Here is a 26,645-nt window from a genome sequence, read left to right as displayed (position 1 = left end):
GCTTCCGTCACAACCGGAATTGAGCGGAGCGGACCGTCCGGGGGATGGTTTGACCGCGCAAATGTGTGGGAGACAGCTTCGGCTGTCGTCTGAACCACTAAACTTGAACCTCGCTCGAAGTACCACTTCGACCGAAGCAACAGAGTGAGATAATGGCAAAGAAGATTACCGGCTATATCAAGCTGCAGGTCCCGGCTGGCGCCGCGACCCCGGCTCCGCCGATCGGCCCGGCCCTGGGCCAGCGCGGCGTCAACATCATGGAATTCACCAAGGCGTTCAACGCCGCGACGCAGGACATGGAAAAAGGCGCGCCGATCCCGACCGTGATCACGGTCTATGCGGACCGCTCCTTCTCCTTCGCGACCAAGACGCCGCCGGCCTCTTTCCTTCTCAAGAAGGCGGCGAACCTGAAGTCGGGTTCGAAGGAGCCCGGCAAGGTTTCCGCGGGGACCATCAAGCGCTCGGCGCTTAGCGCAATCGCCGAGACCAAGATGAAGGACCTCAACGCCAACGACATTGAGGCGGCGACCAAGATCATCGAAGGCAGCGCCCGCGCGATGGGCCTCCAGGTTGTGGAGGGCTGATCGGATGGCGAAGCTGACGAAGAAGCAGAAGGCTTTCACCGCGGTCGACCGCGACAAGCTCTACGGCGTCGATGAGGCGCTGGCGCTGGTCAAGCAGAACGCGACCGCCAAGTTCGACGAAACGGTCGAGATCGCGCTGAACCTCGGCGTCGATCCGCGCCACGCCGACCAGATGGTCCGCGGCGTCGTCAACCTCCCCAAGGGCACCGGCAAGACCGTCCGCGTCGCCGTCTTCGCCAAGGGCGCGAAGGCCGACGAAGCGACTGCGGCCGGCGCCGATGTCGTGGGTGCCGAAGACCTGATGGAGACGATCCAGGGCGGCACGATCGACTTCGACCGCGTGATCGCCACGCCCGACATGATGGGGGTCGTCGGGCGCTTGGGTAAGGTGCTGGGTCCCAAGGGCCTGATGCCGAACCCGAAGCTCGGCACCGTCACCATGGATGTCGCCAAGGCCGTCAACGACGCCAAGTCGGGGCAGGTCGAGTTCCGGGTCGAAAAGGCGGGCATCGTCCATGCCGGGATCGGCAAGGCGAGCTTCGCGGCCGAGGACCTCAAGGAAAATTTCGACGCGTTCATGGACGCGATCGTGCGCAACAAGCCGACGGGCGCCAAGGGCAAGTTCATCAAGAAGGTCGCGCTGACCTCGTCGATGGGCCCGGGCGTCAAGATCGACCTCGCGGAAGTGCAGGGCGCCTAAGGCTCCCTCGAGGCTTCTCGCGAACGGATGAGGGCGGAGCCGCGAGGCTCCGCCCTTTTTCGTGTCAGCGGCGGGCGGAGGCGGTCGACAGGTCGAGCTGGTCGGCCGGAACGACTTCGACGTTGGGCCTGAGCGCGCGCAGCTTGTCGACGAACTTCGCACTATCGCCGACGATCACCAGGCTGATCGCTTCGGGTTTCAGCAGCTGCGCCATCGCGGCGGTTGCTGCCGAACCGCTGACACTTGCGACGCGCTCTGGATAGGCGATCACTTCGGTCGGATCGAGGCCGCGCAGCACGCCGCCCGCAAGCGTGCCGTTGAATCCGGCGCTGGTCTGGACCTGCCGCTGGAAGCTGCCGGTCAGCAAGGTCTTGCGGTTCTCGACCTCCTTCGGCGACAGCGGCTCGGCGGCGACCCGCGCGAACTGGTCGAGGAAGATCTTGGCGACCTCCGCGGCGCTTTCGTTCTTGGTCTGGGCCGCGGCGATCAGCGCACCGCCGCCTTTCTGGGCAGCCAGGCTGCTGGACGCGCCGTAGCTCAGCGCGCGCTTGACGCGGATCTCCTCGAACAAGCGGCTGGTCGTCGATCCGCCGAGCACGGCATTGGCGATCAGCGCGTCGTAATAAGCGCGGTCGGCGCGCGACAGTCCGCGAGCCGCCGCATAGACCGCCGCCTGGCCGGAACCGGGCAAGTCGATCACCAGCGTGCGGCCGGCCAAGGCGTTTCCGGCAAGATTGGCCGGGCGTGCCGGAGCTGTCCCGGAAACCTGCCAGGCGCCGAACGCGCGATCGGCGATGGCACGCGCCTTGTCCGGATCAATGCCGCCCGACACCAGCACGGTCGTCGTCTCCGGCCGCCACCAGGTCTGCCGGAAGTTCAGCAGGTCGGCGCGTGTAAGGCCGGCGAGCGTCGCTTCGGTGCCGCCGGCGATGTTGCCGTACGGAGCCGTGCCATAGACCACCGGATTGACCAGCATCGCGGCGAGCTGCCCCGGCTCCTTGGTAGCGACGCTCAGCGCATCGAGGGCGCGCTTGCGCTCGCGGGTGAAGTCCTCGTCCGGGAAGGACGCATTGCGGACGATGTCCGCCAGGATCTCGCTCGCCGCGCCGAGCGTCGCCTCCGGCGCGGTCAAGGAGATGTAGGTGCCGTCCGAATTCGCCTGGGCGCTCAGCGAGGCACCAAGCTGCTCAAGCCCGGCGGCAATCGCCTCGGCGTCGCGGGTCGGCGTTCCCTTGTCGGCGATCGAGGCGACGAGGTTCGCGAGGCCCGCCTTGCTGCGCGGATCGACCGCCGAACCGGCGTCGATCAGCACGGTCATGGTCGCAAGCGGCACTTCGCCCGTGCGCGCGGCGATGAAGCGCACGCCGTTCGCCAGCCGCGCGTCGGTGAACTTGGGCGCGACAAAGGCGACTCGCTCGCCTGGCGCGGGCGGCTTCTCGCGCTCGGCTTCAGGGCGAAGCGCATTCCCGGGACCGGTCGCGGGCGGCACGGTCCGGAACTTGGGCAGCGGCCTCGGGTTCGCCCACTGCTTCGGATCGCCGTCGCCCTTCACATAGCGAAGCTCCAGCCGCCGTGCCGGGTTGAGGTAGGTGCGGGCGACGCGCTGCACGTCGGCGGCCGTCACCTTGGCGATGTTCTGCAATCTTTTGTCGGCACTGCGCGGGTCGCCGGTGCGGACGTAGGCTTCGCCAAGCTCGAACGCGCGGCTCGAAAAGGTCTCGCGGCCCGAGAGCGTATCGGACAGGAGCTCGTTCTTCGCCTCGCTGAGCTCGTCGGCCGTCGGCGGCGCGGTACGAAGGCGGGCGAGCGCGCTGTCCATCTCCGCCGCGACGGCCTTCGGGTCCTTGCCGCCCGCGACATAGCCGTAGACGCCGAAATAACCCTGCTCTTCGGTCTGGTTGAAATCAGTTTCGACCTCAGTCGCAAGTCCGGTCTTCACCAGCGCGCTGTCGAGCCGATTGTGCTCGCCGCCTGCAAGGAGCGTCTGGAGCACTTCCAGCGCAGCATTGTCGGGGTGGCTTGCCGCGGGCGTCTGATAAGCGCTGCCGACCACAGGCAGCGGAACGTTCGGACCCGTTGCGGTCACCGTCCGAGCCTTGATCGGCGTGTCCTTGGTGGCGATGGCGAGCGGCACCGGCCGGGCGCGGCGCCGAATGCTGGCGAAGTACTTGTCGACCAGCGTGTCCAGTTCGGCGGGCTTGAAGTTGCCCGAGACGATCAGCGTCGCCGTGTCCGGGCCATAATAGGCCTGGTGGAAGGCACGCGCGTCCTCGAGCGTCGCGCTGTCGAGGTCGGCGATGCTGCCGATCGTCGGCCGGCGGTGCGGCAATCGATTGTACACGTTTTCGCCGACGGCGAAGTTGAACAGCCGGCCGTAGGGCGGCGCAAGCACGCGCTGGCGCAGCTCCTCCTTCACGACGCCGCGTTCGGTTTCGAAGACTTCCTTGTCGACGACCGGACGCGCCATCCGCTCGGCATGAGTCCAAAGCATCCGCTCGAGATATTCGGCGGGCACGATCTCGTAATAGTTGGTGCGGTCGTACCAGGTCGACGCGTTGCGGGTGCCGCCGATGTCGTCGACCATGCGGTTGATCTCATTGTACGGCATGTTCACCGTCTTGCGGCTGAGGATATGCTCGAACAGGTGAGCGAAGCCGGAGCGGCCCGCAGGGTCATGCTTCGAGCCGACCTCGTACCACATCGACACCATCACGTTCGGTGTCGACGTGTCGCGGATTGCAATGACCTTGAGGCCGTTCTTCAACGTCCGCTGCGTGAACTCGATCGGCGGCACGGTCGGAGCGGCCGAAGGCGCCACTGCCGGAGCGACTGCAGCATGGACCGGCGCGGTAGCGGCGGATGCAAGAAGGACGGACCCCAGAAACACGCGAACGGACATGACATCTCCCCCTGAGCAGTTGGTTCCGTGCTATGGCGGCTGGCGACCGGCGCAAACGGCGCTTCGATGAACGGACAAGCGGCGGGTGCAGGCGCATGGCCAGACACGAGCGGGCGCTTCAAATCGACAAACGGCAAAGCAGCGGCTTTCCATTGGGTACGCTGCCCGTTAGCGGAAGTTAACCGCAGCTCTGCTGCCTGGAGGGAAATCGCAATGAAATCGCTGAAGGTTCTTCTCGCTTCGGTGGCCGTGGTCAGCGCGGCGCCGGCCGCCGCCGCTCCCGCTGTCCAGAAGGACACGGTCGACACCCGGGTTCCGACGCAGCTGCCGCGCACGGCGGTGCCGCGCCATTATGCCCTGACGATCACCCCGCATGCCGAGAAGATGACCTTCGACGGGCAGGTCGTGATCGACCTGCAGGTCGTAAAACCGACCAGCACCCTGGTCCTCAACGTGCTCGACATGACCTTTTCGAAGGCGAGCCTCTCCGGGCCGGGCGGTCCGCGCAACGCGACCGTGACGATGAATGCCGATGACCAAACCGCGACGCTTGCCTTCGGCGGCACGCTTGCGCCGGGCGCATACCGCCTGACGATCGATTATTCGGGCAAGATCAACGAGCAGGCGAACGGCCTGTTCGCGCTCGATTACAAGAACCCGGCGGGCGCGCAGAAGCGCGCGCTGTTCACCCAATTCGAGCCGGCCGACGCGCGGCGTTTCATTCCGAGCTGGGACGAGCCGGATTACAAGGCGACCTTCGACGTCACGGCGATCGTGCCGGCCGACCAGATGGCGGTCAGCAACATGCCGGCCCTCAGCAGTGCGAATGTTGCCGGCGGCCTGAAGCGGGTGAAGTTCCAGACTTCGCCGCAGATGTCGACCTACCTGCTGTTCCTCGGCGCGGGCGAATTTTCCCGCATCAAGAAGATGGCGACGCCCCAGACCGAGGTCGGGATCGTGATGGGCCGCGGCAATGAAGCCAAGGCGCAGACCGCTCTCGACGCCGAGGCGCAGATCCTGCCCTATTACAATGATTATTTCGGCGTCCCCTACCCGCTGCCGAAGCTCGATAACGTCGCCGGCCCGGGCCAGTCGCAATTCTTCAGCGCGATGGAGAACTGGGGCGCGATCTTCACCTTCGAGCGCATCCTGCTCGACGATCCGGCGGTCACGACCGAGGGCGAACGCCAGGCGATTTTCGGCGTCCAGGCGCACGAGATGGCACACCAATGGTTCGGCGACCTCGTCACCATGGCTTGGTGGGACGACCTTTGGCTGAACGAAGGCTTCGCAAGCTGGATGGCCACCAAGGCAACCAAGCACTTCCACCCCGACTGGGGTGCCGAGTTCGAGAGCGTCGGCTCGCGCGAAGGGGCGATGGGCCAGGACGCGCTCGTCACGACCCATCCGATCGTCCAGGACGTGCGCACGGTCGAGCAGGCGAACCAGGCATTCGACGGCATCACCTATTCGAAAGGCGAGGCCGTCATCACGATGCTGGAGGGCTTCGCCGGCGCGGACGTGTGGCAGAAGGGCATTCAGGCCTACATGCGCCGCCACGCCTATCAGAATACGCGCACCGACGATCTGTGGCGTGCGGTCGAGCAAGCGGGCGCCAAGGGCCTGATCCAGACCGCCCATGATTTCACCAGCCAACCGGGCGTGCCGCTGATCCGCGTCGCTAACGCGACCTGCCAAGGCGGGTCGACGCTGGTCACGCTGCAGCAGGACGAATTCTCCGCCGATCGCAAGCCCGGCACCTTCAAGCCGCTGAGCTGGCGCGTGCCTGTACGGGCGATGACGATCGGCGGCTCGCCCGTGAGCGCAGTTACTCAAGGGCCGCAGACGGCGCTGACGGTTCCGGGCTGCGGTCCGCTGCTGATCAACGCCGGCCAGACCGGCTATTACCGCACCCTCTACCAGCCTGCCGCGGCCGAGCAGCTTCGCACCGCCTTCACGCAGCTGGATGCCGTCGATCAGTTCGGTCTGGTTGCCGACCAGGTCGCGCTCGCCTGGGCCAATTACCAGCCGATGGGCACTGCGCTGGACCTGGTGAACGCCATCCCGGCGAATGCTCGCCCGGAACTCATCTCCCTGGCTTTGGGTGAGTGGAGCGATCTCTACGGGATCCTCGATGCCAATCCTGCGGCCCAGAAGCAGGTCGGCGCGATCATCCAGAGCCGCTTCGCACCGGTGCTCGCGCAGATCGGTTACGTGCCGCGGCAGGGCGAAGCGCCGACCATCGCCACGCTTCGTCCGCAGCTGATCGGCACCCTCGGGCGGATCGGGAATGCGGAAGTGAATGCCGAAGCGCGCCGGTTGTTCGCGGCCTTGCAGACGAATCCGTCGGCGGTGCCCGGAAGCCTGAAGCGCACTTGGCTTGCGCGCGTCGCCGCGAACGCCGACGCCGCCACCTGGGAACGGCTCCATCAGATGGCGCGGAATGCGACCAGCGCGACCGAACGGCAGAACCTCTATTCGCTGCTCGGTTCGGTCGAGAACGAGGCTCTTGCCCGCCGCGCGCTTGATCTCGCGCTTACCGCCGAGCCGGGCAAGACGGTCAGCGCCGGCATCATCACCTCGGTCGCCAACAGGCACCCGGAGATGGCGCTCGATTTCGTGACGTCGAACTGGGCGAAGGTGTCGCAGTTCGTGGATGCGACGTCCCAGTCGCGCTATGTGGCGCGCATTGCCGCGGCCAGCGAGAAGGCCGAGACGATCGCGAAACTGCAGTCCTATGCGGCGGCGAACCTCGAGGCGAGCGCGCGCAAGCCGATCGACCAGACGATCAACGTCATCAGGGTGCGTCAGGAAACCCGGCCGCGCGTGCGTCAGCAGGTGATCGACTGGCTTGCGGCCCACCCGGGCCTCGCCAGTGCGCCGGCCGCCGCCGTGGCTCCGGTCAAAGGCGAAAGAGGTTGATTGGCGGGCGATTTTCGCTATAGGCCCCGGACCGCAGCGGCACGGCTTTGTCCATGACGCTGCGACCGTCCGAGACAGCTGGTGCCTGCGCTCCATAGGAGCAACGGCTTAATTCTGCCGGCCTAGACGGGGACAGGAATCATTCGGGAGGCGGCGTTGCCGCGCCCGTCGTGCGTTGCATATGCGCAGCGCCATCGATCCCAACCCCACGGACACGGATGTCGCGCGGCTGCTTCGGCTGCTGCGGGACTTTGTTGAACCTCGTTCGAAGCTTTGGCTTCGGATGAATATTTGGAGTTGGCATGGATCGTTCGCAAAAAGCCGATCTGGTCGCCGAGCTGAAGAGCGTCTTCTCCGAGACGAGCGTGGTTGTGATCACTCGCAACCTCGGTCTGACGGTTGCGCAGTCCACGGACCTGCGCCTGAAGATGCGCGATGCTGGCGCCCAGTTCAAAGTTGCGAAGAACCGACTTGCCCTGATTGCGCTCGAGGACACGCGCTACAAGCCGATCGGCGACCTGCTCAAGGGTCCGACCGCGCTTGCGACGTCCGTCGACCCCGTTGCGGCGGCCAAGGTGGCCGTCGATTTCGCCAAGACGACCGACAAGTTCGAGATCGTCGGCGGCGCGATGGGCGACACGGTCCTCGACGTGAACGGGATCAAGGCGCTGGCCGAGCTTCCCTCGCTCGACGAACTGCGCGCGACCCTCGTGGGCCTCATCCAGGCGCCCGCGACCAAGATCGCCCGCACGATCAACGAGCCGGGTGCCCAGCTGGCACGGGTCTTCGGCGCTTACGCAGCCCAGGCTGCCTAAGACGCATTTCGATTTTCAACGCACGACAATCAGGGGCCGTGGAGCCCCACCAAGGAGTATCAAATGGCTGACATCAATTCGCTGGTCGACCAGCTTTCCGAACTGACCGTCCTCGAGGCGGCTGACCTCGCCAAGGCGCTCGAAGAGAAGTGGGGCGTTTCGGCCGCTGCCGCCGTTGCGGTTGCCGGTCCGGCTGCTGGCGGCGCTGCTGCCCCGGCTGCTGAAGAGAAGACCGAGTTCGACGTGATTCTCACCGGCGACGGTGGCAAGAAGATCAACGTCATCAAGGAAGTCCGCGCCATCACCGGCCTCGGCCTCGGCGAAGCCAAGGCGCTGGTCGAAGGCGCTCCGAAGCCGATCAAGGAAGGCATCGGCAAGGACGAAGCCGAGAAGATCAAGAAGCAGATCGAGGATGCCGGCGGCACCGTCGACCTCAAGTAAGCTTCTTTCTCAACCACTCGAGACAAGGAAGGGCGGCTCTTCGGGGCCGCCCTTTTTGTTTGCGCTGCGGACATTGCGTAGTGCGGGCCGATCGCAACAGCGCTTAGGCGGCGGCGATGGCCGACCAAGCTTATGTCACTCGCGGCGAGCAGATGCTGGCGCTCCGCCGCGCCCGCGAGGCGAGTTCGCACCCCTTCTTCCGCGGCGGCTTTCGTCCCTTCTTCCTTGGCGGGCCGCTGTGGGCGGTGGTGGCGCTGGCGCTCTGGCTGGGCTGGCTGTCGGGCTTGGTCACCCTTCCCGCCGCTGTCGATCCGCTTGCCTGGCACCGTCACGAGATGCTGTTCGGATTTGTCGGCGCGGCGATCGCCGGTTTCCTGCTGACCGCCATCCCCAACTGGACCGGCAGGCTGCCGATCGCCGGCTCTCCGCTAGCAGCCCTCTTCGCCTTGTGGATCGCCGGACGCCTCGCGCTGCTATTCTCAAGCGTGGTTGGGCTCGGCGCGGCTGCCGTGCTCGACGTCGGCTTCTTCGCGGTGGTGGGAGGCGTCGCGGCGCGAGAGATCCTGGCGTGCGGCAACAGGCGCAACCTGCCCGTTGTCGCCATGGTGTGCGCATTCGCGGCCGCGAACCTTCTCGACTATCTCGGCTTCAGTGCCGTCATTGCGCCCGATCTCGGCTGGCGCCTCGCCCTAGCCATCATCATCCTGCTGATCTCGCTGATCGGCGGGCGCATCATCCCTTCGTTCACCCGCAACTGGATGGCGAAGCAGCGGATCGCTGGAGCGCTGCCGACGCAGCCGGATCGGTTCGATGTCGCCGTGCTGCTGCTCACGGCCGTGTCGCTTCTGGCGTGGATCGCCGATGGAGGCGCGTTTGCCGGCGCCCCCCTGCTTCTCGCCTCGGCGTTCCAGGCAGCGCGCCTGGCTCGCTGGCGCGGTATGCGGACCTGGCCCGACCCGCTCGTGTGGATTCTCCACATCGGCTACGCGTGGGTGCCGGTTGGACTGGCGTTGCTCGGCCTTGCCGACCTGGCGCTGGCGCCGCGCAGCGCCGCCATTCACGCGCTCAGCGCCGGGGCAATGACCACCATGATCCTGGCCGTGATGAGCCGCGCGAGCCTCGGCCACACGGGGCGCGAGCTGAAGGCCGTACCGCTCGTGACCGTTGCTTATGGCCTCGTCACGCTCGGCGCAGTGCTGCGTGTCTCGGCTTCGCTCCAGTGGCTGCCTTATGACGTAGGCCTGCGGCTTGGCGGACTGGCATGGGGCGGAGCGTTGCTGCTCTATGCTGTGGTCTACGCGCCGATCCTGTGGAGGCCCCGCGTCGCGCGAGCGGAAGGTTAGATGCCGCCCAGGGAGGCGTCGATCGCCGCGACGGCCTCGGGTTCGTCAAGCATCGGCGCGTGGCCGACTCCGGGGATGGTTACCGACTGCATGTCGGGAACGGCCGCGTGCATTCGAGCGAGCGCGTCGGCGCTGACGAGGTCGCTCTCCGCGCCGCGGACGAGGAGCAGCGGCTTGGCGCCGAGCATGTTGAAGACCGGCCAGAGGTCGACCGACGGAGCCGCTCCGCTGGTCATGAACGGCACGGCGATCGCCATGTCGTAATCGAAGACGACCTGCCCATCTTCCTCGCGGCAGCTGCGCCAGGCCATCTTCAGCCAGTCCTCATCACTGTAGCCGGCCGGCAGGCCCTTGTTGTTTGCTTTGATGGCGGCGGCGGCGGCGGCCCAGCTGGCGAAGCGAATGTCCTTTCCGACGTAGGTGCGGATGCGTTCGAGCCCGGCGTCCGTCAGTTCCGGGCCGACGTCGTTGAGGATCGACGCGGCGATCCGCTGTGGCGCCACCGCGGCGACGGCCATGGTGACGAGCCCGCCGAGCGACGTTCCCACAAACACCGCTTCTTCGATGCCGAGCTGGTCGAGCAGTTCGATGACGTCCGTCGCATAGGTGAGCGGCGTATAGCGGGCGGGCAGCGGGTCGTAGTCGCTCAGCCCGCGGCCGCGGAAATCAGGGGTGATCACACGCCGCTGCGGCGAGTAGCGCTCCGCGAACTCGAGGAAATCGCGGGAGTTGCGGGTCAGCCCATGCAGACACAGCAGCGGCGCTTTGCCGGGCGAGCCAGGATAGTCGCGATAAAAGAGGCTGAGCCCATCGCGCACGCGGATGTGGCCGGTTTCGAACTTGGCGTCTGCAATCATGAACCGTCGCGTAGCACGGCGCTGCTAGCGGTCATTCGCTTTTCGTTTCGAGCCGTCCCGTTTAGGGTCGCGGCATGCAGCAATATCACGACCTCATGCAGCTGATCCTCGACAAGGGCGTCGAGCAGCAGGACCGGACCGGCACGGGCACCTTATCGTGGTTCGGCGCGCAGATGCGGTTCGACCTCGCCGACGGCTTTCCGCTTGTCACCACGAAGAAGCTGCACCTTCGCTCCATCATCGTCGAACTGCTGTGGTTCCTGCGCGGGGACACCAACGTCCGGTGGCTCAAGGACCGCAAGGTCAGCATCTGGGACGAGTGGGCGGACGATAACGGCGACCTCGGCCCCGTCTACGGCAAGCAGTGGCGCGATTGGGAGGCGCCGGACGGCCGCCATATCGACCAGATTGCCGAGCTGGTCGCGCTGATCCGCAAGGATCCTTATTCGCGCAGGCAAATCGTCACCGCCTGGAACCCGGGCGAGATCCACAAGATGGCGCTGGCGCCGTGCCATTGCCTGTTCCAGACGCAGGTCGCCGCCGGACGGCTGAACCTCCAGCTTTACCAGCGCAGCGCCGACTTCTTCCTGGGGGTGCCGTTCAACATCGCCTCTTATGCCCTCCTGACGCACATGCTCGCACGGGAATGCGGCCTCGAACCCGGCACCTTCGTGTGGACCGGCGGCGACGTGCATCTCTATTCCAACCACCTCGAGCAGGCGCGGCTGCAACTGAGCCGCGAGCCCAGGGCGCTGCCCAAGCTGGTCGTCAAAGACCGCGGCCAGAGCTTGTTCGACTATGAGCCGGACGATTTCGTCTTCGAGAATTACGACCCGCACCCGCACATTTCAGCGCCCGTCGCCGTCTAAGCTGAAACAGCGGTAGGAACGGGCAGCGCGGCGGGGGCGTTCGCCCTCAATGCGTATTCATTATCTCAAATGCGGGACCGACTGCCCGGTAGGCGGCGCCCTCTTCGACGGGTTCAGCAAGGGTCTCCTTGGCCTCATCCCGTGCGCGGCCCAGCTGATCGAGACGAACGAAGGCCTGGTCCTCATTGACACCGGCTATGGCACCGAGGACGTGCGCCACCCGCACCCGCGCCTTAGCAAGACATTCCATGCACTGCTGAACATCCGCTTCCGCCTGAAGGAGACGGCCCTGCACCAGATCCGCGCGCTCGGCTATTCGGTAAATGACGTCCGGCACATCGTCCTCACGCACCTCGATTTCGACCATGCCGGCGGGCTCGAGGACTTTCCGAACGCCCGAGTCCACGTGATGGAGGTCGAGCGAGAGGCCGCCGAACGCAAACGGCAGGGCTTCATCGCCCGGCGGCGCTATCGCCCGGCGCAATGGAATGAAGTTCGCGACTGGCGGACCTATGGCGGCGGAGAAGGCGACAAGTGGTTCGGGTTGGACGCGGTACGTTCGCTGGACGGCCTGCCGCCGGAAATCCTGATGGTGCCGCTGCCCGGCCATACCCTCGGTCACGCCGGCATCGCCGTCCAGGGGCCGGACGGATGGGTGCTCAACGCCGGTGACGCTTATTTCTATCGGCGCGAGCTCGATGCCGACCGGCGCCGCTGCACGCCCGGCCTTCGCTTCTACCAGCGGCTGATGGACACCGACCGGGAGCTTCGCTTCGCCAACCAGGAGCGCCTGCGCGAGCTCAAGCGCGATCACGGACGTGAAGTCACGATCTTCTGCTCGCACGACGCCAAGGAACTCGAAGCGCTCCAAGGGCGCACGGATGACGCGCAAGCGGCTTCGTCGCCGCTGGTGCCGGCAATGGCCTAAGCTCGAAAAAGGCGCCGTTAGGGAGCTGTTTCGGAATCGCAGCGTTACCAAACCTCGTCAGAACAGGAGACGAGAGATGGTCAAGAAGCTCACCACACTTGCGGTCCTTGGCGCGGCGCTTGCCGTTGCCGCGTGCAACACCGTCCGCGGTGTCGGCCAGGACGTCCAGTCAGTGGCAAACTGCGGCGAAAACGCGATCGACGGCACGGGTAAGTGCTGATCGTTCACTAGACAGACAGCCGCCGACTGATTCATTGTCACTCCGAAACATCAAGGAGGAGTGACAATGGTTCAGAAATTGGTCGTCGTCGCGCTGACTGGCGCTTGTCTCGCGATCGCGGGCTGCAATGCGGTCCGCGGCGTTGGCCAGGACGTTCAGTCGGTTGCGAACTGCACCGAGAACACAATCAAGAGCGGCTATTGCAAGTAAGCCCGTTGCCGGCCTGACCGGCAAAAAAGAACCCGCCGGAGATGCTCTCTCCGGCGGGTTTTTTGTTTGCGCTGGGCTGCGGGGCTTAGCTCTGCAGATAGTCCCCGGCGTCAGCGTCGGTGCCGTGGCCGCTCGGCGTGACTTCGGCGAGCGGGTCCTCGCCGATGCCGGCCGTGTCGTCACGCGGGCTGCGCGCGAGCTCGGCCGCGCGAAGCTCCTCGGCCGAGTCCGGCGCGACGAGGGCTTCCGCCATGCGGCGCTGGGCCGCACGAAGAGCCGTATCGCGCGACGAAGCCGCAACGCGCATCCGGTTCATGCCCGCGCCGGTACCGGCGGGGATGAGGCGACCGACGATCACGTTCTCCTTGAGACCGTTCAGCGTATCGACCTTGCCCTGGACCGCCGCCTCGGTGAGGACGCGGGTGGTCTCCTGGAACGAGGCCGCCGAGATGAAGCTGCGGGTCTGCAGCGACGCCTTGGTGATGCCGAGCAGCACCGGCTTTCCTTCGGCTTTCTTCTGGCCCTTGGTCAGCTTGGAGTTGACCTCGTCCATCTCCTCGCGATCGACCTGCTCGCCGGCCAGCAGCGTGGTGTCGCCGCCGTCGGTGATCTCGACCTTCTGCAGCATCTGGCGAACGATCACCTCGATGTGCTTGTCGTTGATCTTCACGCCCTGGAGTCGATAGACTTCCTGGATCTCGCTCACGAGATATTCGGCGAGTGCGACCACGCCGAGCACTTCCAGGATGTCGTGCGGATCGGGTGAACCGCCGACGAGATTGTCGCCGCGCTTCACGAAGTCGCCTTCCTGGACCTCGATCAGCTTCGACTTCGGCACCAGATACTCGACCGGTTCCGAACCGTCGTCCGGAACGATCGCGATCTTCCGCTTCGCCTTATAGTCGCGCAGGAAGCTGACCTTGCCCGACACCTTGGCGATGATCGCATTCTCCTTCGGCTTGCGGGCCTCGAAGAGCTCGGCGACGCGCGGCAGACCGCCGGTGATGTCACGCGTACGCGCGGCTTCCCGCGGCATACGAGCGAGCACTTCGCCGGCTTCGACCTGCTGGCCGTCCTCGACCGCGACGATGGCGCCAGCCGCGAGACGGTAGACGCCGGCTTCCTCGGCCTTGGCGCCGGTCAGCGTCAGGCGCGGGTGAAGCGCTTCCTTCTTCGACTTGCTGCCGGTGTCCTCGGTGACGACGCGCTGGGTGATGCCGGTCGACTCGTCGACCTGCTCCGTCATGGTCCGGTTCTCGATCAGGTCCTGGTACTTAACCGTACCGGCCTTTTCGGTGACCACCGGGCTGAACGACGGATCCCACTCGGCGATGCGGTCGCCGCGGCTGACGATATGCCCGCTCTCGCACAGCAGGTGCGCGCCATAGGGAACGCGGTGCGTCGAAAGCTCACGCCCGTCCATGTCGAGGATCGCGATCTCGCCCGAGCGAGACAGCGACAGGTGACGGCCACGCGGATCGGTGATCGTCGGCATGTCGCGGAACTCGATCGTGCCGTCGACCGGCGCTTCGAGGTTCGACTGCTCGTTGAGCTGCGCCGCGCCGCCGATGTGGAAAGTCCGCATCGTCAGCTGGGTGCCCGGCTCACCGATCGACTGGGCGGCAATGACGCCGACCGCCTCACCGATGTTGACCGGCGTACCGCGTGCGAGGTCGCGGCCGTAGCACTTGGCGCAAACGCCCTGCTTGGCCGCGCAGACCAGCGGCGAGCGGATCTTCACGCCCTGAACGCCAAGCTCCTCGACGCGGGCGACCATCGCCTCGTCGAGCAGTTCGCCCTCGGGGATGATGGTATCGCCGCTCTTCGCATCGACGATGTCCTCAGCCGTCGTGCGGCCGAGGATGCGGTCCGCGAGCGACGCGATGACGGCGCCGCCCTGGACGATCGCGCGCATTTCGAGCGCCTGCTCGGTACCGCAATCTTCCTCGATGATGACGGCGTCCTGCGACACATCGACGAGACGGCGGGTCAGGTAACCCGAGTTCGCCGTCTTGAGCGCCGTATCGGCAAGGCCCTTACGGGCACCGTGGGTCGAGTTGAAATATTCAAGGACGGTCAGACCTTCCTTGAAGTTCGAGATGATCGGCGTTTCGATGATCTCGCCCGACGGCTTGGCCATCAGGCCGCGCATGCCCGCCAGCTGCTTGATTTGGGCCTGCGAACCACGGGCACCGGAGTGCGCCATCATGTAGATGGAGTTGAGGTCCGCCTGGCGCCCGTTGTCGAGCACCGGAGTCGCCTGGATCTCCTTCATCATCGCGCTGGCGACCTGGTCGCCGCAACGCGACCAGGCGTCGATCACCTTATTGTACTTTTCCTGCTGGGTGATCAGGCCGTCCTGGTACTGCTGCTCGTAATCCTTCACGAGCGCGCGCGTTTCCTCAACCAGGCTCTCCTTGGCCGCCGGAATGACCATGTCGTCCTTGCCGAACGAAATGCCGGCCGCGAACGCGTGGCGGAAGCCGAGCTGCATGATGCCGTCGGCGAACAGCACCGTCTCCTTCTGGCCGGTGTGGCGATAGACGGTGTCGATGACATCGCCGATCTCCTTCTTGGTCAGGACCCGGTTGACCGTCTCGAACGGCACCTTGTGGCTCTTCGGGAGCGTCTCGCCGAGCAGCATGCGGCCCGGCGTCGTCTCGAAGCGCTTCATGTAGGTGTTGCCCTGCTCGTCCGTCTGCGGGACGCGGCTCACGATCTTGCTGTGAAGCGTGACCGCGCCGGCGGCGAGCGCCTGGTGCACTTCCGCCATGTCGGCGAGAAGCATGCCCTGGCCCGGCTCATTCTCCTTCTCGAGGCTGAGGTAATAGAGGCCGAGGACCATGTCCTGCGACGGGACGATGATCGGCTTGCCGTTCGCGGGCGACAGGATGTTGTTGGTCGACATCATCAGGACGCGCGCTTCCAGCTGGGCCTCGAGGCTCAGCGGAACGTGCACGGCCATCTGGTCGCCGTCGAAGTCGGCGTTGAACGCGGCGCAGACCAGCGGGTGAAGCTGGATCGCCTTGCCCTCGATGAGCACCGGCTCGAACGCCTGGATGCCGAGGCGGTGAAGCGTCGGCGCGCGGTTCAGGAGGACCGGGTGCTCGCGAATGACTTCGTCGAGGATGTCCCAGACTTCCTTGCGCTCCTTTTCGACCCACTTCTTCGCCTGCTTGAGGGTCATCGACAGACCCTTGGCGTCAAGGCGCGAGTAGATGAACGGCTTGAACAGCTCGAGCGCCATCTTCTTCGGCAGGCCGCACTGGTGGAGCTTGAGCTCCGGACCGGTGACGATGACCGAGCGGCCCGAATAGTCGACGCGCTTGCCGAGCAGGTTCTGGCGGAAGCGGCCCTGCTTGCCCTTGAGCATGTCGGACAGCGACTTCAGCGGACGCTTGTTGGCGCCGGTGATCGTGCGGCCGCGGCGGCCGTTGTCGAACAAGGCGTCGACGGCTTCCTGCAGCATGCGCTTTTCGTTGCGGACGATGATGTCCGGCGCGCGCAGCTCCATCAGCCGCTTGAGGCGGTTGTTACGGTTGATCACGCGGCGGTAGAGGTCGTTGAGGTCCGACGTCGCGAAGCGGCCGCCGTCCAGCGGCACCAGCGGGCGAAGCTCGGGCGGGATGACCGGGATGACTTCCAGGATCATCCACTCCGGACGGTTGCCGGATTCGAGGAAGCTCTCGACGACCTTGAGGCGCTTGATGATCTTTTTGGGCTTCAGCTCCGACTTGGTCGTCGCCAGCTCGTCGAGAAGCGCAGTGCGCTCGCCTTCGAGGTCGAGGTCCATCAGCATGTGCTTGACGGCCTCGGCGCCGATCCCGGCCGAGAAGGCGTCCTCGCCATATTCGTCCTGCGCCGCGAGGAGTTCGTCCTCGGTCAGCAGCTGGTACTTTTCGAGCGCGGTCAGGCCCGGCTCGATGACGACATAGCTCTCGAAGTAGAGGATGCGCTCAAGCTGCTTGAGCTGCATGTCGAGCAGCAGGCCGATGCGGCTCGGAAGGCTCTTCAGGAACCAGATGTGGGCGACCGGCGCGGCGAGCTCGATGTGGCCCATGCGCTCGCGGCGGACCTTCGAGACGGTCACTTCCACGCCGCACTTTTCGCAGACGATGCCCTTGTACTTCATGCGCTTGTACTTGCCGCACAGGCACTCATAGTCCTTGATCGGACCGAAGATGCGCGCGCAGAACAGGCCGTCACGTTCAGGCTTGAACGTGCGGTAGTTGATCGTCTCCGGCTTCTTGATCTCGCCGAAGGACCAGCTGCGGATCTTGTCGGGCGAAGCGATGCCGATCTTGATCTCGTCGAAGGTCTCCGGCTTGGCCACCGGGTTCGCGAAGTTCGTCAGTTCGTTCATAATATCAGCTCCTGACCCCTCCGGCGCACCGGAGGGGCTGGGTTCAAGTCCTTGATTATTCTGCGGCCAGTGCGGTCGGCGCTTCGCCGTCCTCGTCTTCGACGCTGTCTAGCTCGACGTTGAGGCCGAGGCTGCGCATCTCCTTGACGAGCACGTTGAAGCTCTCCGGAATGCCGGCTTCGAAGGTGTCGTCGCCCTTGACGATCGCTTCGTAGACCTTGGTGCGGCCGATCACGTCGTCCGACTTCACCGTCAGCATTTCCTGAAGCGTGTAGGCAGCGCCGTAAGCCTGCAGCGCCCACACCTCCATTTCGCCGAAGCGCTGTCCGCCGAACTGCGCCTTACCGCCCAGCGGCTGCTGGGTGACGAGGCTGTACGGTCCGATCGAACGGGCGTGGATCTTGTCGTCCACAAGGTGGTGAAGCTTCAGCATGTAGATGTAGCCAACGGTCACCTTCCGATCGAACGGATTGCCCGTGCGGCCGTCGTAGAGCGTGACCTGGCCCGACGTGTTGAGCCCCGCCTTCTCCAGCATCGCGCTGACGTCGGCTTCACGAGCGCCGTCGAACACCGGCGTTCCCATCGGGACACCCGCGGTCAGGTTCGACGCCAGCTCCAGAACGCCATTGTCGTCGCGGGCGTCGATCTCGGCGGCATAATTGTCGCCGTAGACGTCCTTGAGCTTCGCCCGCAGTTCCTTGGCATCCTTGCCGGCGACATCCTTGCCGCGGTCGTGAATGCCTTCGAGCATCTCCTGGATCTGACGGCCGAGACCGCGCGATGCCCAGCCGAGGTGCGTTTCGAAGATCTGCCCGACGTTCATGCGGCTCGGCACGCCCAGCGGGTTAAGCACGATATCGGCATGAGTCCCGTCTTCGAGGAACGGCATGTCCTCGATCGGCAAGATCCGGCTGATGACGCCCTTGTTCCCGTGACGGCCGGCCATCTTGTCGCCCGGCTGAAGCTTGCGCTTCACGGCGACGAAGACCTTGACCATCTTGAGCACGCCCGGCGGCAGTTCGTCGCCGGCTTCCAGCTTGCCGACGCGGTCCTGGTAACGCCCAGTGATCACGTTGACCGCTTCGTCGTACTGCGCCTTCAGCGCTTCGATGTCGGCCTGGCGGCCATCGTCCTTGACGGCGATCTTCCACCAATCGTGACGCTCGGTCGCCTCGAGCGCCGCATCGTCGATCGTCGATCCCTTCTTGATGCTTTTCGGAGCCGCCGTCGCCGTCTGGCCGAGCAGCATTTCCTTGAGGCGCGAGAAGGTCGCGCGGTTGAGGATCGCGCGCTCGTCGTCGGCGTCCTTCTTCAGGCGCTCCTTCTCTTCGGTCTGGATCGCCCGCGTACGGTCATCGATGTCGATGCCGTGACGGTTAAAGACGCGGACTTCGACCACCGTGCCGGCAACGCCCGGCGGAAGGCGGAGCGAGGTGTCACGGACGTCGGACGCCTTTTCGCCGAAGATGGCGCGGAGAAGCTTTTCTTCCGGCGTCATCGGGCTTTCGCCCTTCGGCGTGATCTTGCCGACCAGGATGTCGCCCGGTTCGACCTCGGCGCCGATGTAGACGATGCCCGCTTCGTCGAGGTTGCGCAGCGCCTCCTCGCCGACGTTCGGGATGTCGCGGGTGATGTCTTCCGGCCCGAGCTTGGTGTCGCGGGCCATGACCTCGAACTCTTCGATATGGATCGACGTGAAGACGTCGTCCTTCACGATCCGCTCGGAGATCAGGATCGAGTCCTCGTAGTTGTAGCCGTTCCACGGCATGAACGCGACGAGCACGTTGCGGCCGAGCGCGAGCTCACCGAACTGCGTCGACGGACCGTCGGCGATGATCTCGCCCGCGTCGACCGTGTCACCGACCTTCACCAGCGGGCGCTGGTTGATGCAGGTGTTCTGGTTCGAGCGCTGGAACTTCATCAGCGTGTAGATGTCGACGCCCGATTCACCCGGCTTCAAGTCGCCCATGACGCGAACGACGATGCGGGTCGCGTCGACCTGGTCGACGACACCCGGCCGGCGGGCCGCGATGGCGGCGCCCGAGTCACGGGCCACCGTCTCTTCCATGCCGGTGCCCACCAGCGGCGCTTCGGCCTGGAGGAGCGGCACCGCCTGGCGCTGCATGTTCGAGCCCATGAGAGCGCGGTTCGCGTCGTCGTTCTCAAGGAACGGGATCAGCGAGGCCGCGACCGACACCAGCTGCTTGGGGCTGACGTCCATCAGGGTGATCTGATCGCGCGGAGCCATCAGGAAGTCGCCGTTGCGGCGGGCCGAGACGATTTCTTCGCCGAAGCCGCCTTCGGCCGTCAGCTCGGCGTTCGCCTGCGCGATCGTGTGCTTCGCTTCTTCCATCGCCGAGAGGTAGACAACCTCGTCGGTCACCTTGCCGTCCACGACCTTTCGGTACGGCGTCTCGATGAAGCCGTACTTGTTGACGCGGCTGAAGCTGGCGAGGCTGTTGATCAGGCCGATGTTCGGGCCTTCCGGCGTTTCGATCGGGCAGATACGGCCATAGTGCGTCGGGTGGACGTCGCGGACTTCGAAGCCGGCGCGCTCACGAGTGAGGCCGCCCGGCCCGAGCGCCGACACGCGGCGCTTGTGGGTGACTTCCGACAGCGGGTTGGTCTGATCCATGAACTGCGACAGCTGCGACGAGCCGAAGAATTCACGCACCGCGGCAACCGCCGGCTTGGCGTTGATCAGGTCGTTCGGCATGACCGTCGACACGTCGACGCTGCTCATGCGCTCCTTGACCGCACGCTCCATGCGGAGGAGGCCGACGCGATATTGGTTCTCCAGCAGCTCGCCGACCGAGCGGACGCGGCGGTTGGCGAGGTTATCGATATCGTCGATGTCGCCCTTGCCGTCCTTGAGGTTCACCAGCTCCTGGACGACGGCGAGGATGTCTTCCTTGCGCAGCGTCGTCACCGTGTCCTCGGCATCGAGGCCGAGGCGCATGTTGAGCTTGACGCGGCCGACGGCGGAAAGGTCGTAGCGCTCCGGATCGAAGAACAGGCCGTAGAAGAGCGCGTCCGCGGTCTCGCGCGTCGGCGGTTCGCCAGGGCGCATGACGCGATAGATGTCGGCCAGCGCGCTGTCGCCGTCCTCGCTCTTGTCCGCCTTCAGCGTGTTGCGGATCCACGGGCCCGTATTCACGAAATCGATGTCGAGAAGCTCGAGCGTTTTGACGCCCGCCGCATCGAGCTTGGCGAGATTCTCCTCGCTCACTTCGTCGCCGGCCTCGATGTAGATCTCGCCGGTCTTCTCGTTGATGAGGTCATAGGCCGAATAGCGGCCGAAGATTTCCTCGGTCGGGATGATGACGTTCTGCAGGCCGTCCTTGGCCGCCTTGTTGGCGAGCCGGGGGCTGATCTTCTCATTAGCCTTGAAGATCACCTCGCCGGTGTCGGCATCGACGACCTCGTGGTTCGGCTTCTGGCCGCGCCAGGACTCCGCACTGTACGGGATCTGCCAGCCGTTCTTGCCGCGGGTGTAGGTCACGCGGTTGTAGAACTGGTTGAGGATCTCCTCGCTGGTCATGCCGAGCGCGTGGAGAAGAGCTGTGACCGGCAGCTTGCGCTTGCGGTCGATGCGGACGTTGACGATGTCCTTGGCGTCAAATTCGAAGTCGAGCCAGCTGCCGCGGTACGGGATCACGCGCGCTGCGAAGAGATACTTGCCGCTGGCGTGGGTCTTGCCGCGGTCATGGTCGAACAAGACGCCCGGCGAGCGGTGCATCTGGCTGACGATCACGCGCTCGGTGCCGTTGATGATGAAGGTGCCGTTCATCGTCATGAGCGGCATGTCGCCCATGTAGACGTCCTGCTCCTTGATATCGATCACCGACTTGGCCTCGGTCTCGGGATCGATCTCAAACGTGGTCAGGCGCAGGGTGACGCGCATCGGCGCGGCATAGGTCAGGCCGCGCTGGCGGCACTCGTCGGTGTCGTACTTCGGCTCTTCGAGCTCATAATGGTCGAAGTCGAGGTGCGCCGTGCCGGCGAAATCGACGATCGGGAACACCGAACGCAGGGTCTTTTCCAGGCCCGACACATAGCCGGTCTTCGGATCCGAGCGCAGGAACTGCTCGTAGCTCTCGCGCTGAACCTCGATCAGGTTCGGCATGTCGGAAATTTCGTGGATGTTGCCGAAGATCTTGCGGATGCGCCGCTGCTTGGTCTTCGCCCCGCTCGAGGTGTTCCGGGGTGCGTCGATCGCTTTGGTGGCCATGTGCTTCCCTGCGCTACGCGAAGGCGCAAGAAAGGGCGCCCCCGCTGATGTGCCGGCGTGGCGCCGGCCGATTGAGTGGAGCGCTTGCCCCGCGACCCTCTCCAATGCTTGCGGCCCGGGCGCTTAACCGGACCCTGTCCCGGAGAGGACGGGAAAAGCTCCGGGCGCACGAAAACGTGCGGCGGAGCCGTCTATTTCTTGGATGAGGCCGATATAATCCTATTTTCACGCTTGTGAAGGGGCTTGTCGCCGCTCGTCGCCCGCCACGCCCGCTTTGCGTCAATTCGGATAAATTTGCCTGCGAAACCGGACTCGGTTCGCCTCGAATGGGCGGCGACCGTCCGGTACATCCTCCGCCGTGCGGTATCAGCGTGTCGAATCCCCGCAGAAGCTGGACGGACCGGAAGCGGCCCGCGATTTCTTCTCGGGCTGCTTCGCCGACCAAGACTCTGGCAGGGAGAGTCTGTGGGTGGCGCACCTCGATGAAGAGGCGCGCTGCGTCCAGCTCACCCGTCATGAGGGCGATCGTACCGGGATCGAGTTCCCGCTGCGCAAAATTATCGTCGATGCGGCGCGCAACAACAGCGCCGCGATCCTCCTCGCCCACAATCATCCGAGCGGCGATCCGACACCCAGCCAGTCCGACATGCGCGCCACGCGGGAGCTCGCCACCGCGGCCCGCGCGCTGGGATGCGAAATCGCCGACCACCTCGTGTTCGGAAGCGGCGACTGCACTAGCTTGAGGGCTTTAGGCTACCTTTAGTCCCTGCATGGCTTGATGGCGCCGGGCTCGGGACGCGGCGCTGCGGCGCGGAACGCCATGAAATAAGCCTCGCCACCGCTCAGCATCGCGAACCGCGTGGGCGCGAGTCCAACGGCCGCAAACTCGCACTTCAGTTGCTGCGGCGGCGTTCCGTGGCGGGCGATCGGGCGGTCGGCGTCGACGACGACGATCTCGCCATTCGGCTTTAATCCATCGCGAAGGTGCCAGAGGAAGGCGTAAGGGGACGTCACCTCGTGATACATATGGACGAGGAAAACCCGGTGGAAGGAGCGCGCCGGCAGCATCGGGTTCTCGGCCGTGCCGAGGCGGATTGCGACATTGTCGAGCCGCTCGCGCGACACCCTCTCGCCCAGATTCGCGGTGACATCCTCGACGATGTCCTCGGCGAGCACCCTACCCTTCGGACCGACCATCCGCGCCAGCCGCACGGCATAATAGCCCTCGCCTGCCCCGACATCCGCGACCCACATGCCCGGCGAAACGCCGGCAAGCTGCATGACCTCCTCCGCTTCTCCGCGGCGGTCGCGTGCATCTTCGGTCGAAAAGCGGTCGCTGACGATCGGCGCGACGTCGCGCTTCGCGGCCGGAAATTGCGGCTCGTCGGGCTCCGAACGGCAGGAAATCAGCAGCAGCAGCGCACTAAGCGCCGCGGCTCTATTCCACATCCTCGACCTCGACGGTTTCACCAGTCACGCGCTGCGACAAGGCTGCGGCCATGAAGCGATCGAGGTCGCCGTCGAGCACGTCACCTGGCGCTGTCGAAGTCACCCCGGTGCGCAGATCCTTCACCAGCTGATACGGCTGCAGCACGTAAGACCGGATCTGGTGACCCCAGCCGATGTCGGTCTTTGCCGCATTGGCGGCATTGGCCTCCGCCTCCCGCTTCTGAAGCTCTGCCTCATAAAGCCGCGCCTTCAGCTGCTTGAACGCGGAGGCGCGGTTCTTGTGCTGCGATCGCTCGTTCTGGCAGGCGACGACGATCCCGGTCGGAATGTGCGTGATCCGCACCGCGCTGTCGGTGGTGTTGACGTGCTGCCCGCCAGCGCCGGACGCGCGATAGGTATCGATGCGCAGTTCGGCTTCATTGATCTGGATGTCGATGTCGTCGTCGACTTCCGGATAGACCCAGACGCTGGAAAAGCTGGTGTGGCGGCGGGCGTTGGCGTCATACGGGCTGATCCGGACCAGCCGGTGGACGCCGCTCTCCGTCTTCAGATTGCCGTAGGCGTTCTCGCCTTTGACGAGGATTGTCGCGGACTTGATCCCCGCCTGCTCGCCCGAATGGTGATCGATCATCTCGACCTTCATTCCGTGCCGCTCGCCCCAGCGCGTATACATGCGCAGCAGCATCTCGGCCCAGTCCTGGCTCTCGGTGCCGCCGGCGCCGGCGTTGATCTCGACATAAGCGTTGTTGGGATCGGCCTCGCCGGCGAGCAGCGCGGCGACCTTGTCCTTCTCGGCGCGCTCCGCCAGTTCGCCGAGGCTGCGGATTGCGTCATCGACCAGCGCATCGTCGCCTTCGCTCTCGGCAAGCTCGATCAACTCGGACGTGTCCGCCAGCTCCCGCTCGAGCGTCCGCGTCGCACCGATCGCTTCCTCGAGGCGCCGCCGCTCGCGCATGACGTCCTGCGCCGCCTTGGGATCGTCCCAGAGCGTTGAATCCTCGACTTTGGCGTTCAGCTCGTCGAGGCGCTTGAGCGCCCGGTCCCAGTCGAGGAACCGGCGCAGCAGCGCAGTCGCGGCATTGATCTGGTCGATATGGGCCTGCGCTTCGGCGCGCATTGTTCAAAACCTCTTCTGGCGAGGCGCGTACTAGAGCGCGTTCTGAGTTGGCAAGTTGCCAGGCTGCGCCTGAGGTTCAGGCGCGGTGGCGACCGGCGGTCGGGGCCTCCGCCGCGGTGCGGGCACCGGCGCGGGCTCGTCGGAGCTTTCCTCAGGCCTCGGCTGGGCCGCAGCGCGGGCCGCTTCCTGCCACAGCGACAGATATTGCGGACCATAAGGGTCGCCCATCGAGCTGCGCCCGCGTTCGACGACATCCGTCTGCGGCTGGAATGCCTCCCAGATCACGCCCGACTTCGGGTCCTCGGTCGTTGGGAAGGTGCCGAACACCGGCTTTCCGCTCGCCCGGTCGACGCGCACCCAGCGAATGCCCTTGGGCGCGACGAACGGCGTCTTCGGCGCATCCTTCAGCGCAACCTTCGCCCACTGCTTCCAGATCGGCGCCGAGATGCGTCCGCCCTGCGCCCAGCCGCCCATCGGCTTGGGGTTGTCGTATCCGACATAGACGCCGGCAACGATGTCCGGCGTCCCGCCGACGAACCACACATTGGTCGGGCCGTTGGTGGTGCCGGTCTTGCCGAACAGCGGGCGGTCGAGGTCGCGGAGGACGGTCGCGGTGCCGCGCTCGATCACGCCTTCCATGACGTGGACCATCTGGAACGCCGCCATCGGGTTGAGGACCTGCCGCGTGCGGCTCGGCGGGCGCGGCATCGCCCCGCCATTGTAGTCCCGCGCATTGCAGGTCCCCATGACGGCGCAGCGGTCGTCGGCGCGGTAGATGACCTTGCCATTGCGGTCGGAAACATAATCGATGAACGTCGGCTTCACCGACCGGCCCTGATTGGCCAGGATCGCATAAGCGTTGACGAGCCGCGCGACCGTGGTGTCGCCGGCGCCGAGCGCGATCGAGAGATAATTGTCATAGTCGCCGACGCCGAGCTTGCGGGCAGTGTCCGTGACCTTCGGAATGCCGACTGCCGATGCGGCGCGAACGGTCATCAAGTTGCGCGACTGCTCGACACCCCAGCGCAGCGTGTGGGGGCCCGCCGAACGGCGGTCGAAGTTGACGAAGCACTTCTGGCCGAGGCCGGCGCCCTGCCAGACGCAATAAGGCGCATCGACGAGGATGGTCGACGGGGTCATGCCGTTTTCGAGTGCGGTCACGTAGACGATCGGCTTGAACGTCGAACCCGGCTGGCGAAGGGCCTGCGTCGCACGATTATAGCTCGACCCGAGAACGTCGAATCCGCCCTGCATCGCAAGGACGCGCCCGGTCTTCACCTCCTCGACCAGCATGCCGCCCGAAATCTTCGGCACCGATCGCAGAGCATAGGTGCCGGGCGAGCTTTCCTTGACGATGATCACCATGCCCGGCTTGAGCGCGCCGAAGGCTGCGCCGCCGACCCCGCGGATCGGCATCGACGCGCCCGATGCGGGCAGCGTGCCGGTCGTGCCATTCTTGAAGCCGATCGTCGCCGCGCCGCCGGCCTTCGACAGCACCACGGCCTTGATCCAGTCGGGATAGCCGGTACCGACGGGCGCCCGGTCGAGCTGCCCCGCCCAGTCCTTGTCGACATGGACGCTGAGCCCGGTGTCGGCCCATGCGGTGCCGCCGCCGAATTTCACGAGCCCGTCGCGCAGCGCCTCGGCGGCCGGATCCTGCATCTTCGGGTCCATCGACGAACGAACCCACAGGCCGCCGGCATAGAGGCTATTGGAGCCGTTGTCGGCATCCTCGCCGAACCTCTTGATCAGCTCGCGCCGGACTTCTTCCATGAAGTAGCCGCCCTGCTGCACGAACTTTTCATTGCTGCCGTAGCGGATGGTGCCGAGCGACGTCGCGGCGGCCTCTTCCCACTGCGCCTCGCTAATGTAGCCGTTGCGGTACATTTCGCGGAGGACATAGTTGCGGCGGTCGAGTGCACGCTGCGTGGCCCGGACCGGGTCGTAATTGGCCGGCGCCTTCGGAAGCACCGCGAGATATGCGGCCTGCGGCAGCGTCAGCTCGTTGACGTCCTTGTCAAAATAAGCGCGTGATGCGGCCTGTACGCCGTAAGCATTACGCCCGAGGAAGATGGAATTGAGGTAGATCTCCAGGATCTGCTGCTTCGAAAGCGTGTCCTCCAGCCGGAAGGCCAGGATCGCCTCACGGGCCTTACGGCCGACGCTGTAGGTGTCGTCCTTCAGCAGATATTTGGCGACCTGCTGGGTGATCGTCGAACCGCCTTTCGCGCGGCCGCCGCCGGTTACGCTCTTCGCGGTGAAGTCGGCGACGGCGCCGATCAGGCCCGGAATGTCGATCCCGTGATGGCTGAAGAAGCCTTTGTCCTCGGCGGAAATGAAGGCCTGGAGAACGAGCGGCGGATATTCGTCGTAGGACAGCTCGACCCGCCGCTCGCGGGCGAAGGTCTGGATCGGGTCGCCGTTATAGCCGCGGACATTGGTGGGCAGCGGCGCCTGGTAGGCGAGCAGGGTTTGGGACGACGGAAGGCCGCTCGCGAAATAGACCCACATTGCGGCAAACAGGAGAAGTCCGCCGGCGAAAAGCCACACCAGCCACCGCACCCATTTGTGCGCCCACAAGGGGTCGAGCCGGTCACGCACCCTCCGGTTGAAGGCGACGAGGTCCGGGGATCGGCGGCGGGGGACGGTCAGCGGCTCGGAATTCATTCGACTGGTGCGTCTAGCCGTTCGGCGCTG

General features: G+C 65.4%; 18 protein-coding genes. 11 read left to right on the top strand and 7 right to left on the bottom strand.

The genetic code is table 11. The features are described from left to right. Positions 1–152: 152 nt before the first annotated feature. Both rplK and rplA read left to right on the top strand, forming a co-directional pair. Entirely contained in the window at positions 153–584 is a 432-nt protein-coding gene (rplK, locus tag VIL42_08555) for a 50S ribosomal protein L11 (protein HEY8592899.1), read from the top strand. Positions 585–588: 4 nt separating this feature from the next. Continuing rightward, positions 589–1,284: a 50S ribosomal protein L1 gene (rplA, locus tag VIL42_08550; protein HEY8592898.1), complete on the top strand. Its 696-nt coding sequence runs from the start codon at positions 589–591 to the stop codon at positions 1,282–1,284. Positions 1,285–1,348: 64 nt separating this feature from the next. Here the strand turns inward: rplA and VIL42_08545 are convergent, their stop codons facing one another. Then, positions 1,349–4,183, bottom strand: coding sequence for a pitrilysin family protein (locus VIL42_08545; GenBank protein ID HEY8592897.1), 2,835 nt, complete (start codon positions 4,181–4,183; stop codon positions 1,349–1,351). A gap of 213 nt (positions 4,184–4,396) precedes the next feature. Here VIL42_08545 and VIL42_08540 point away from each other — a divergent pair, with 213 nt between their 5' ends. The 4 genes from VIL42_08540 (at position 4,397) to VIL42_08525 (ending at position 9,704) form a co-directional block, all read left to right on the top strand. Continuing rightward, positions 4,397–7,105, top strand: coding sequence for a M1 family metallopeptidase (locus tag VIL42_08540; protein ID HEY8592896.1), 2,709 nt, complete (start codon positions 4,397–4,399; stop codon positions 7,103–7,105). 302 nt (positions 7,106–7,407) lie between these two features. Then, positions 7,408–7,920: a 50S ribosomal protein L10 gene (gene rplJ, locus VIL42_08535; protein ID HEY8592895.1), complete on the top strand. Its 513-nt coding sequence runs from the start codon at positions 7,408–7,410 to the stop codon at positions 7,918–7,920. Between the two features lie 63 nt (positions 7,921–7,983). Then, positions 7,984–8,361, top strand: a complete 378-nt coding sequence (gene rplL, locus VIL42_08530; GenBank protein ID HEY8592894.1) for a 50S ribosomal protein L7/L12 — start codon at positions 7,984–7,986, stop codon at positions 8,359–8,361. Between the two features lie 116 nt (positions 8,362–8,477). Beyond that, the gene (locus VIL42_08525) at positions 8,478–9,704 is read left to right on the top strand and encodes an NnrS family protein (GenBank protein HEY8592893.1); all 1,227 of its coding nucleotides are present in this window, start codon (positions 8,478–8,480) and stop codon (positions 9,702–9,704) included. Here the strand turns inward: VIL42_08525 and VIL42_08520 are convergent. After that, positions 9,701–10,561: an alpha/beta hydrolase gene (locus VIL42_08520; protein ID HEY8592892.1), complete on the bottom strand. Its 861-nt coding sequence runs from the start codon at positions 10,559–10,561 to the stop codon at positions 9,701–9,703. The two genes, VIL42_08525 and VIL42_08520, sit on opposite strands and share 4 nt — an antisense overlap. Positions 10,562–10,635: 74 nt before the next feature. Here VIL42_08520 and VIL42_08515 point away from each other — a divergent pair, with 74 nt between their 5' ends. From VIL42_08515 to VIL42_08500, 4 genes are all read left to right on the top strand, one after another. Then, positions 10,636–11,430, top strand: coding sequence for a thymidylate synthase (locus tag VIL42_08515; protein HEY8592891.1), 795 nt, complete (start codon positions 10,636–10,638; stop codon positions 11,428–11,430). A gap of 49 nt (positions 11,431–11,479) precedes the next feature. Continuing rightward, on the top strand, positions 11,480–12,358 hold the full coding sequence (locus tag VIL42_08510) for an MBL fold metallo-hydrolase (GenBank protein HEY8592890.1): 879 nt from the start codon (positions 11,480–11,482) through the stop codon (positions 12,356–12,358). Positions 12,359–12,434: 76 nt separating this feature from the next. Continuing rightward, positions 12,435–12,578 (top strand): entericidin EcnAB, encoded by a 144-nt coding sequence (locus VIL42_08505; protein HEY8592889.1) that lies wholly within the window; start codon positions 12,435–12,437, stop codon positions 12,576–12,578. Between the two features lie 66 nt (positions 12,579–12,644). Beyond that, positions 12,645–12,788, top strand: coding sequence for an Entericidin EcnA/B family protein (locus VIL42_08500; GenBank protein ID HEY8592888.1), 144 nt, complete (start codon positions 12,645–12,647; stop codon positions 12,786–12,788). Positions 12,789–12,873: 85 nt separating this feature from the next. Here the strand turns inward: VIL42_08500 and rpoC are convergent, their stop codons facing one another. Both rpoC and rpoB read right to left on the bottom strand, forming a co-directional pair. After that, positions 12,874–17,151 (bottom strand): DNA-directed RNA polymerase subunit beta', encoded by a 4,278-nt coding sequence (rpoC, locus tag VIL42_08495; GenBank protein ID HEY8592887.1) that lies wholly within the window; start codon positions 17,149–17,151, stop codon positions 12,874–12,876. 55 nt (positions 17,152–17,206) lie between these two features. After that, on the bottom strand, positions 17,207–21,382 hold the full coding sequence (rpoB, locus tag VIL42_08490) for a DNA-directed RNA polymerase subunit beta (protein ID HEY8592886.1): 4,176 nt from the start codon (positions 21,380–21,382) through the stop codon (positions 17,207–17,209). 358 nt (positions 21,383–21,740) lie between these two features. Here rpoB and VIL42_08485 point away from each other — a divergent pair, with 358 nt between their 5' ends. Further along, entirely contained in the window at positions 21,741–22,145 is a 405-nt protein-coding gene (locus VIL42_08485) for a JAB domain-containing protein (protein HEY8592885.1), read from the top strand. Here the strand turns inward: VIL42_08485 and VIL42_08480 are convergent. The 3 genes from VIL42_08480 to VIL42_08470 are packed head-to-tail and all read right to left on the bottom strand — an operon-like array spanning position 22,142 to position 26,615. Next, positions 22,142–22,831 (bottom strand): class I SAM-dependent methyltransferase, encoded by a 690-nt coding sequence (locus VIL42_08480; GenBank protein HEY8592884.1) that lies wholly within the window; start codon positions 22,829–22,831, stop codon positions 22,142–22,144. The genes VIL42_08485 and VIL42_08480 overlap by 4 nt on opposite strands. Next, positions 22,821–23,948 carry a peptide chain release factor 2 gene (gene prfB / locus VIL42_08475; protein ID HEY8592883.1) on the bottom strand — a complete coding sequence of 376 codons (1,128 nt, stop codon included), beginning with the start codon at positions 23,946–23,948 and terminating at the stop codon, positions 22,821–22,823. The genes VIL42_08480 and prfB overlap by 11 nt, the downstream gene beginning before the upstream one ends. Before the next feature lie 30 nt (positions 23,949–23,978). Further along, on the bottom strand, positions 23,979–26,615 hold the full coding sequence (locus tag VIL42_08470) for a PBP1A family penicillin-binding protein (GenBank protein ID HEY8592882.1): 2,637 nt from the start codon (positions 26,613–26,615) through the stop codon (positions 23,979–23,981). Between the last annotated feature and the right edge of the window lie 30 nt (positions 26,616–26,645).

The sequence above is a fragment of the Sphingomicrobium sp. genome, assembly GCA_036563485.1.
Classification (GTDB): Bacteria; Pseudomonadota; Alphaproteobacteria; order Sphingomonadales; family Sphingomonadaceae; genus Sphingomicrobium.
Note: the sequence above shows the minus strand (reverse complement) of the source record. Positions and strands in the feature narration are given on the sequence as shown.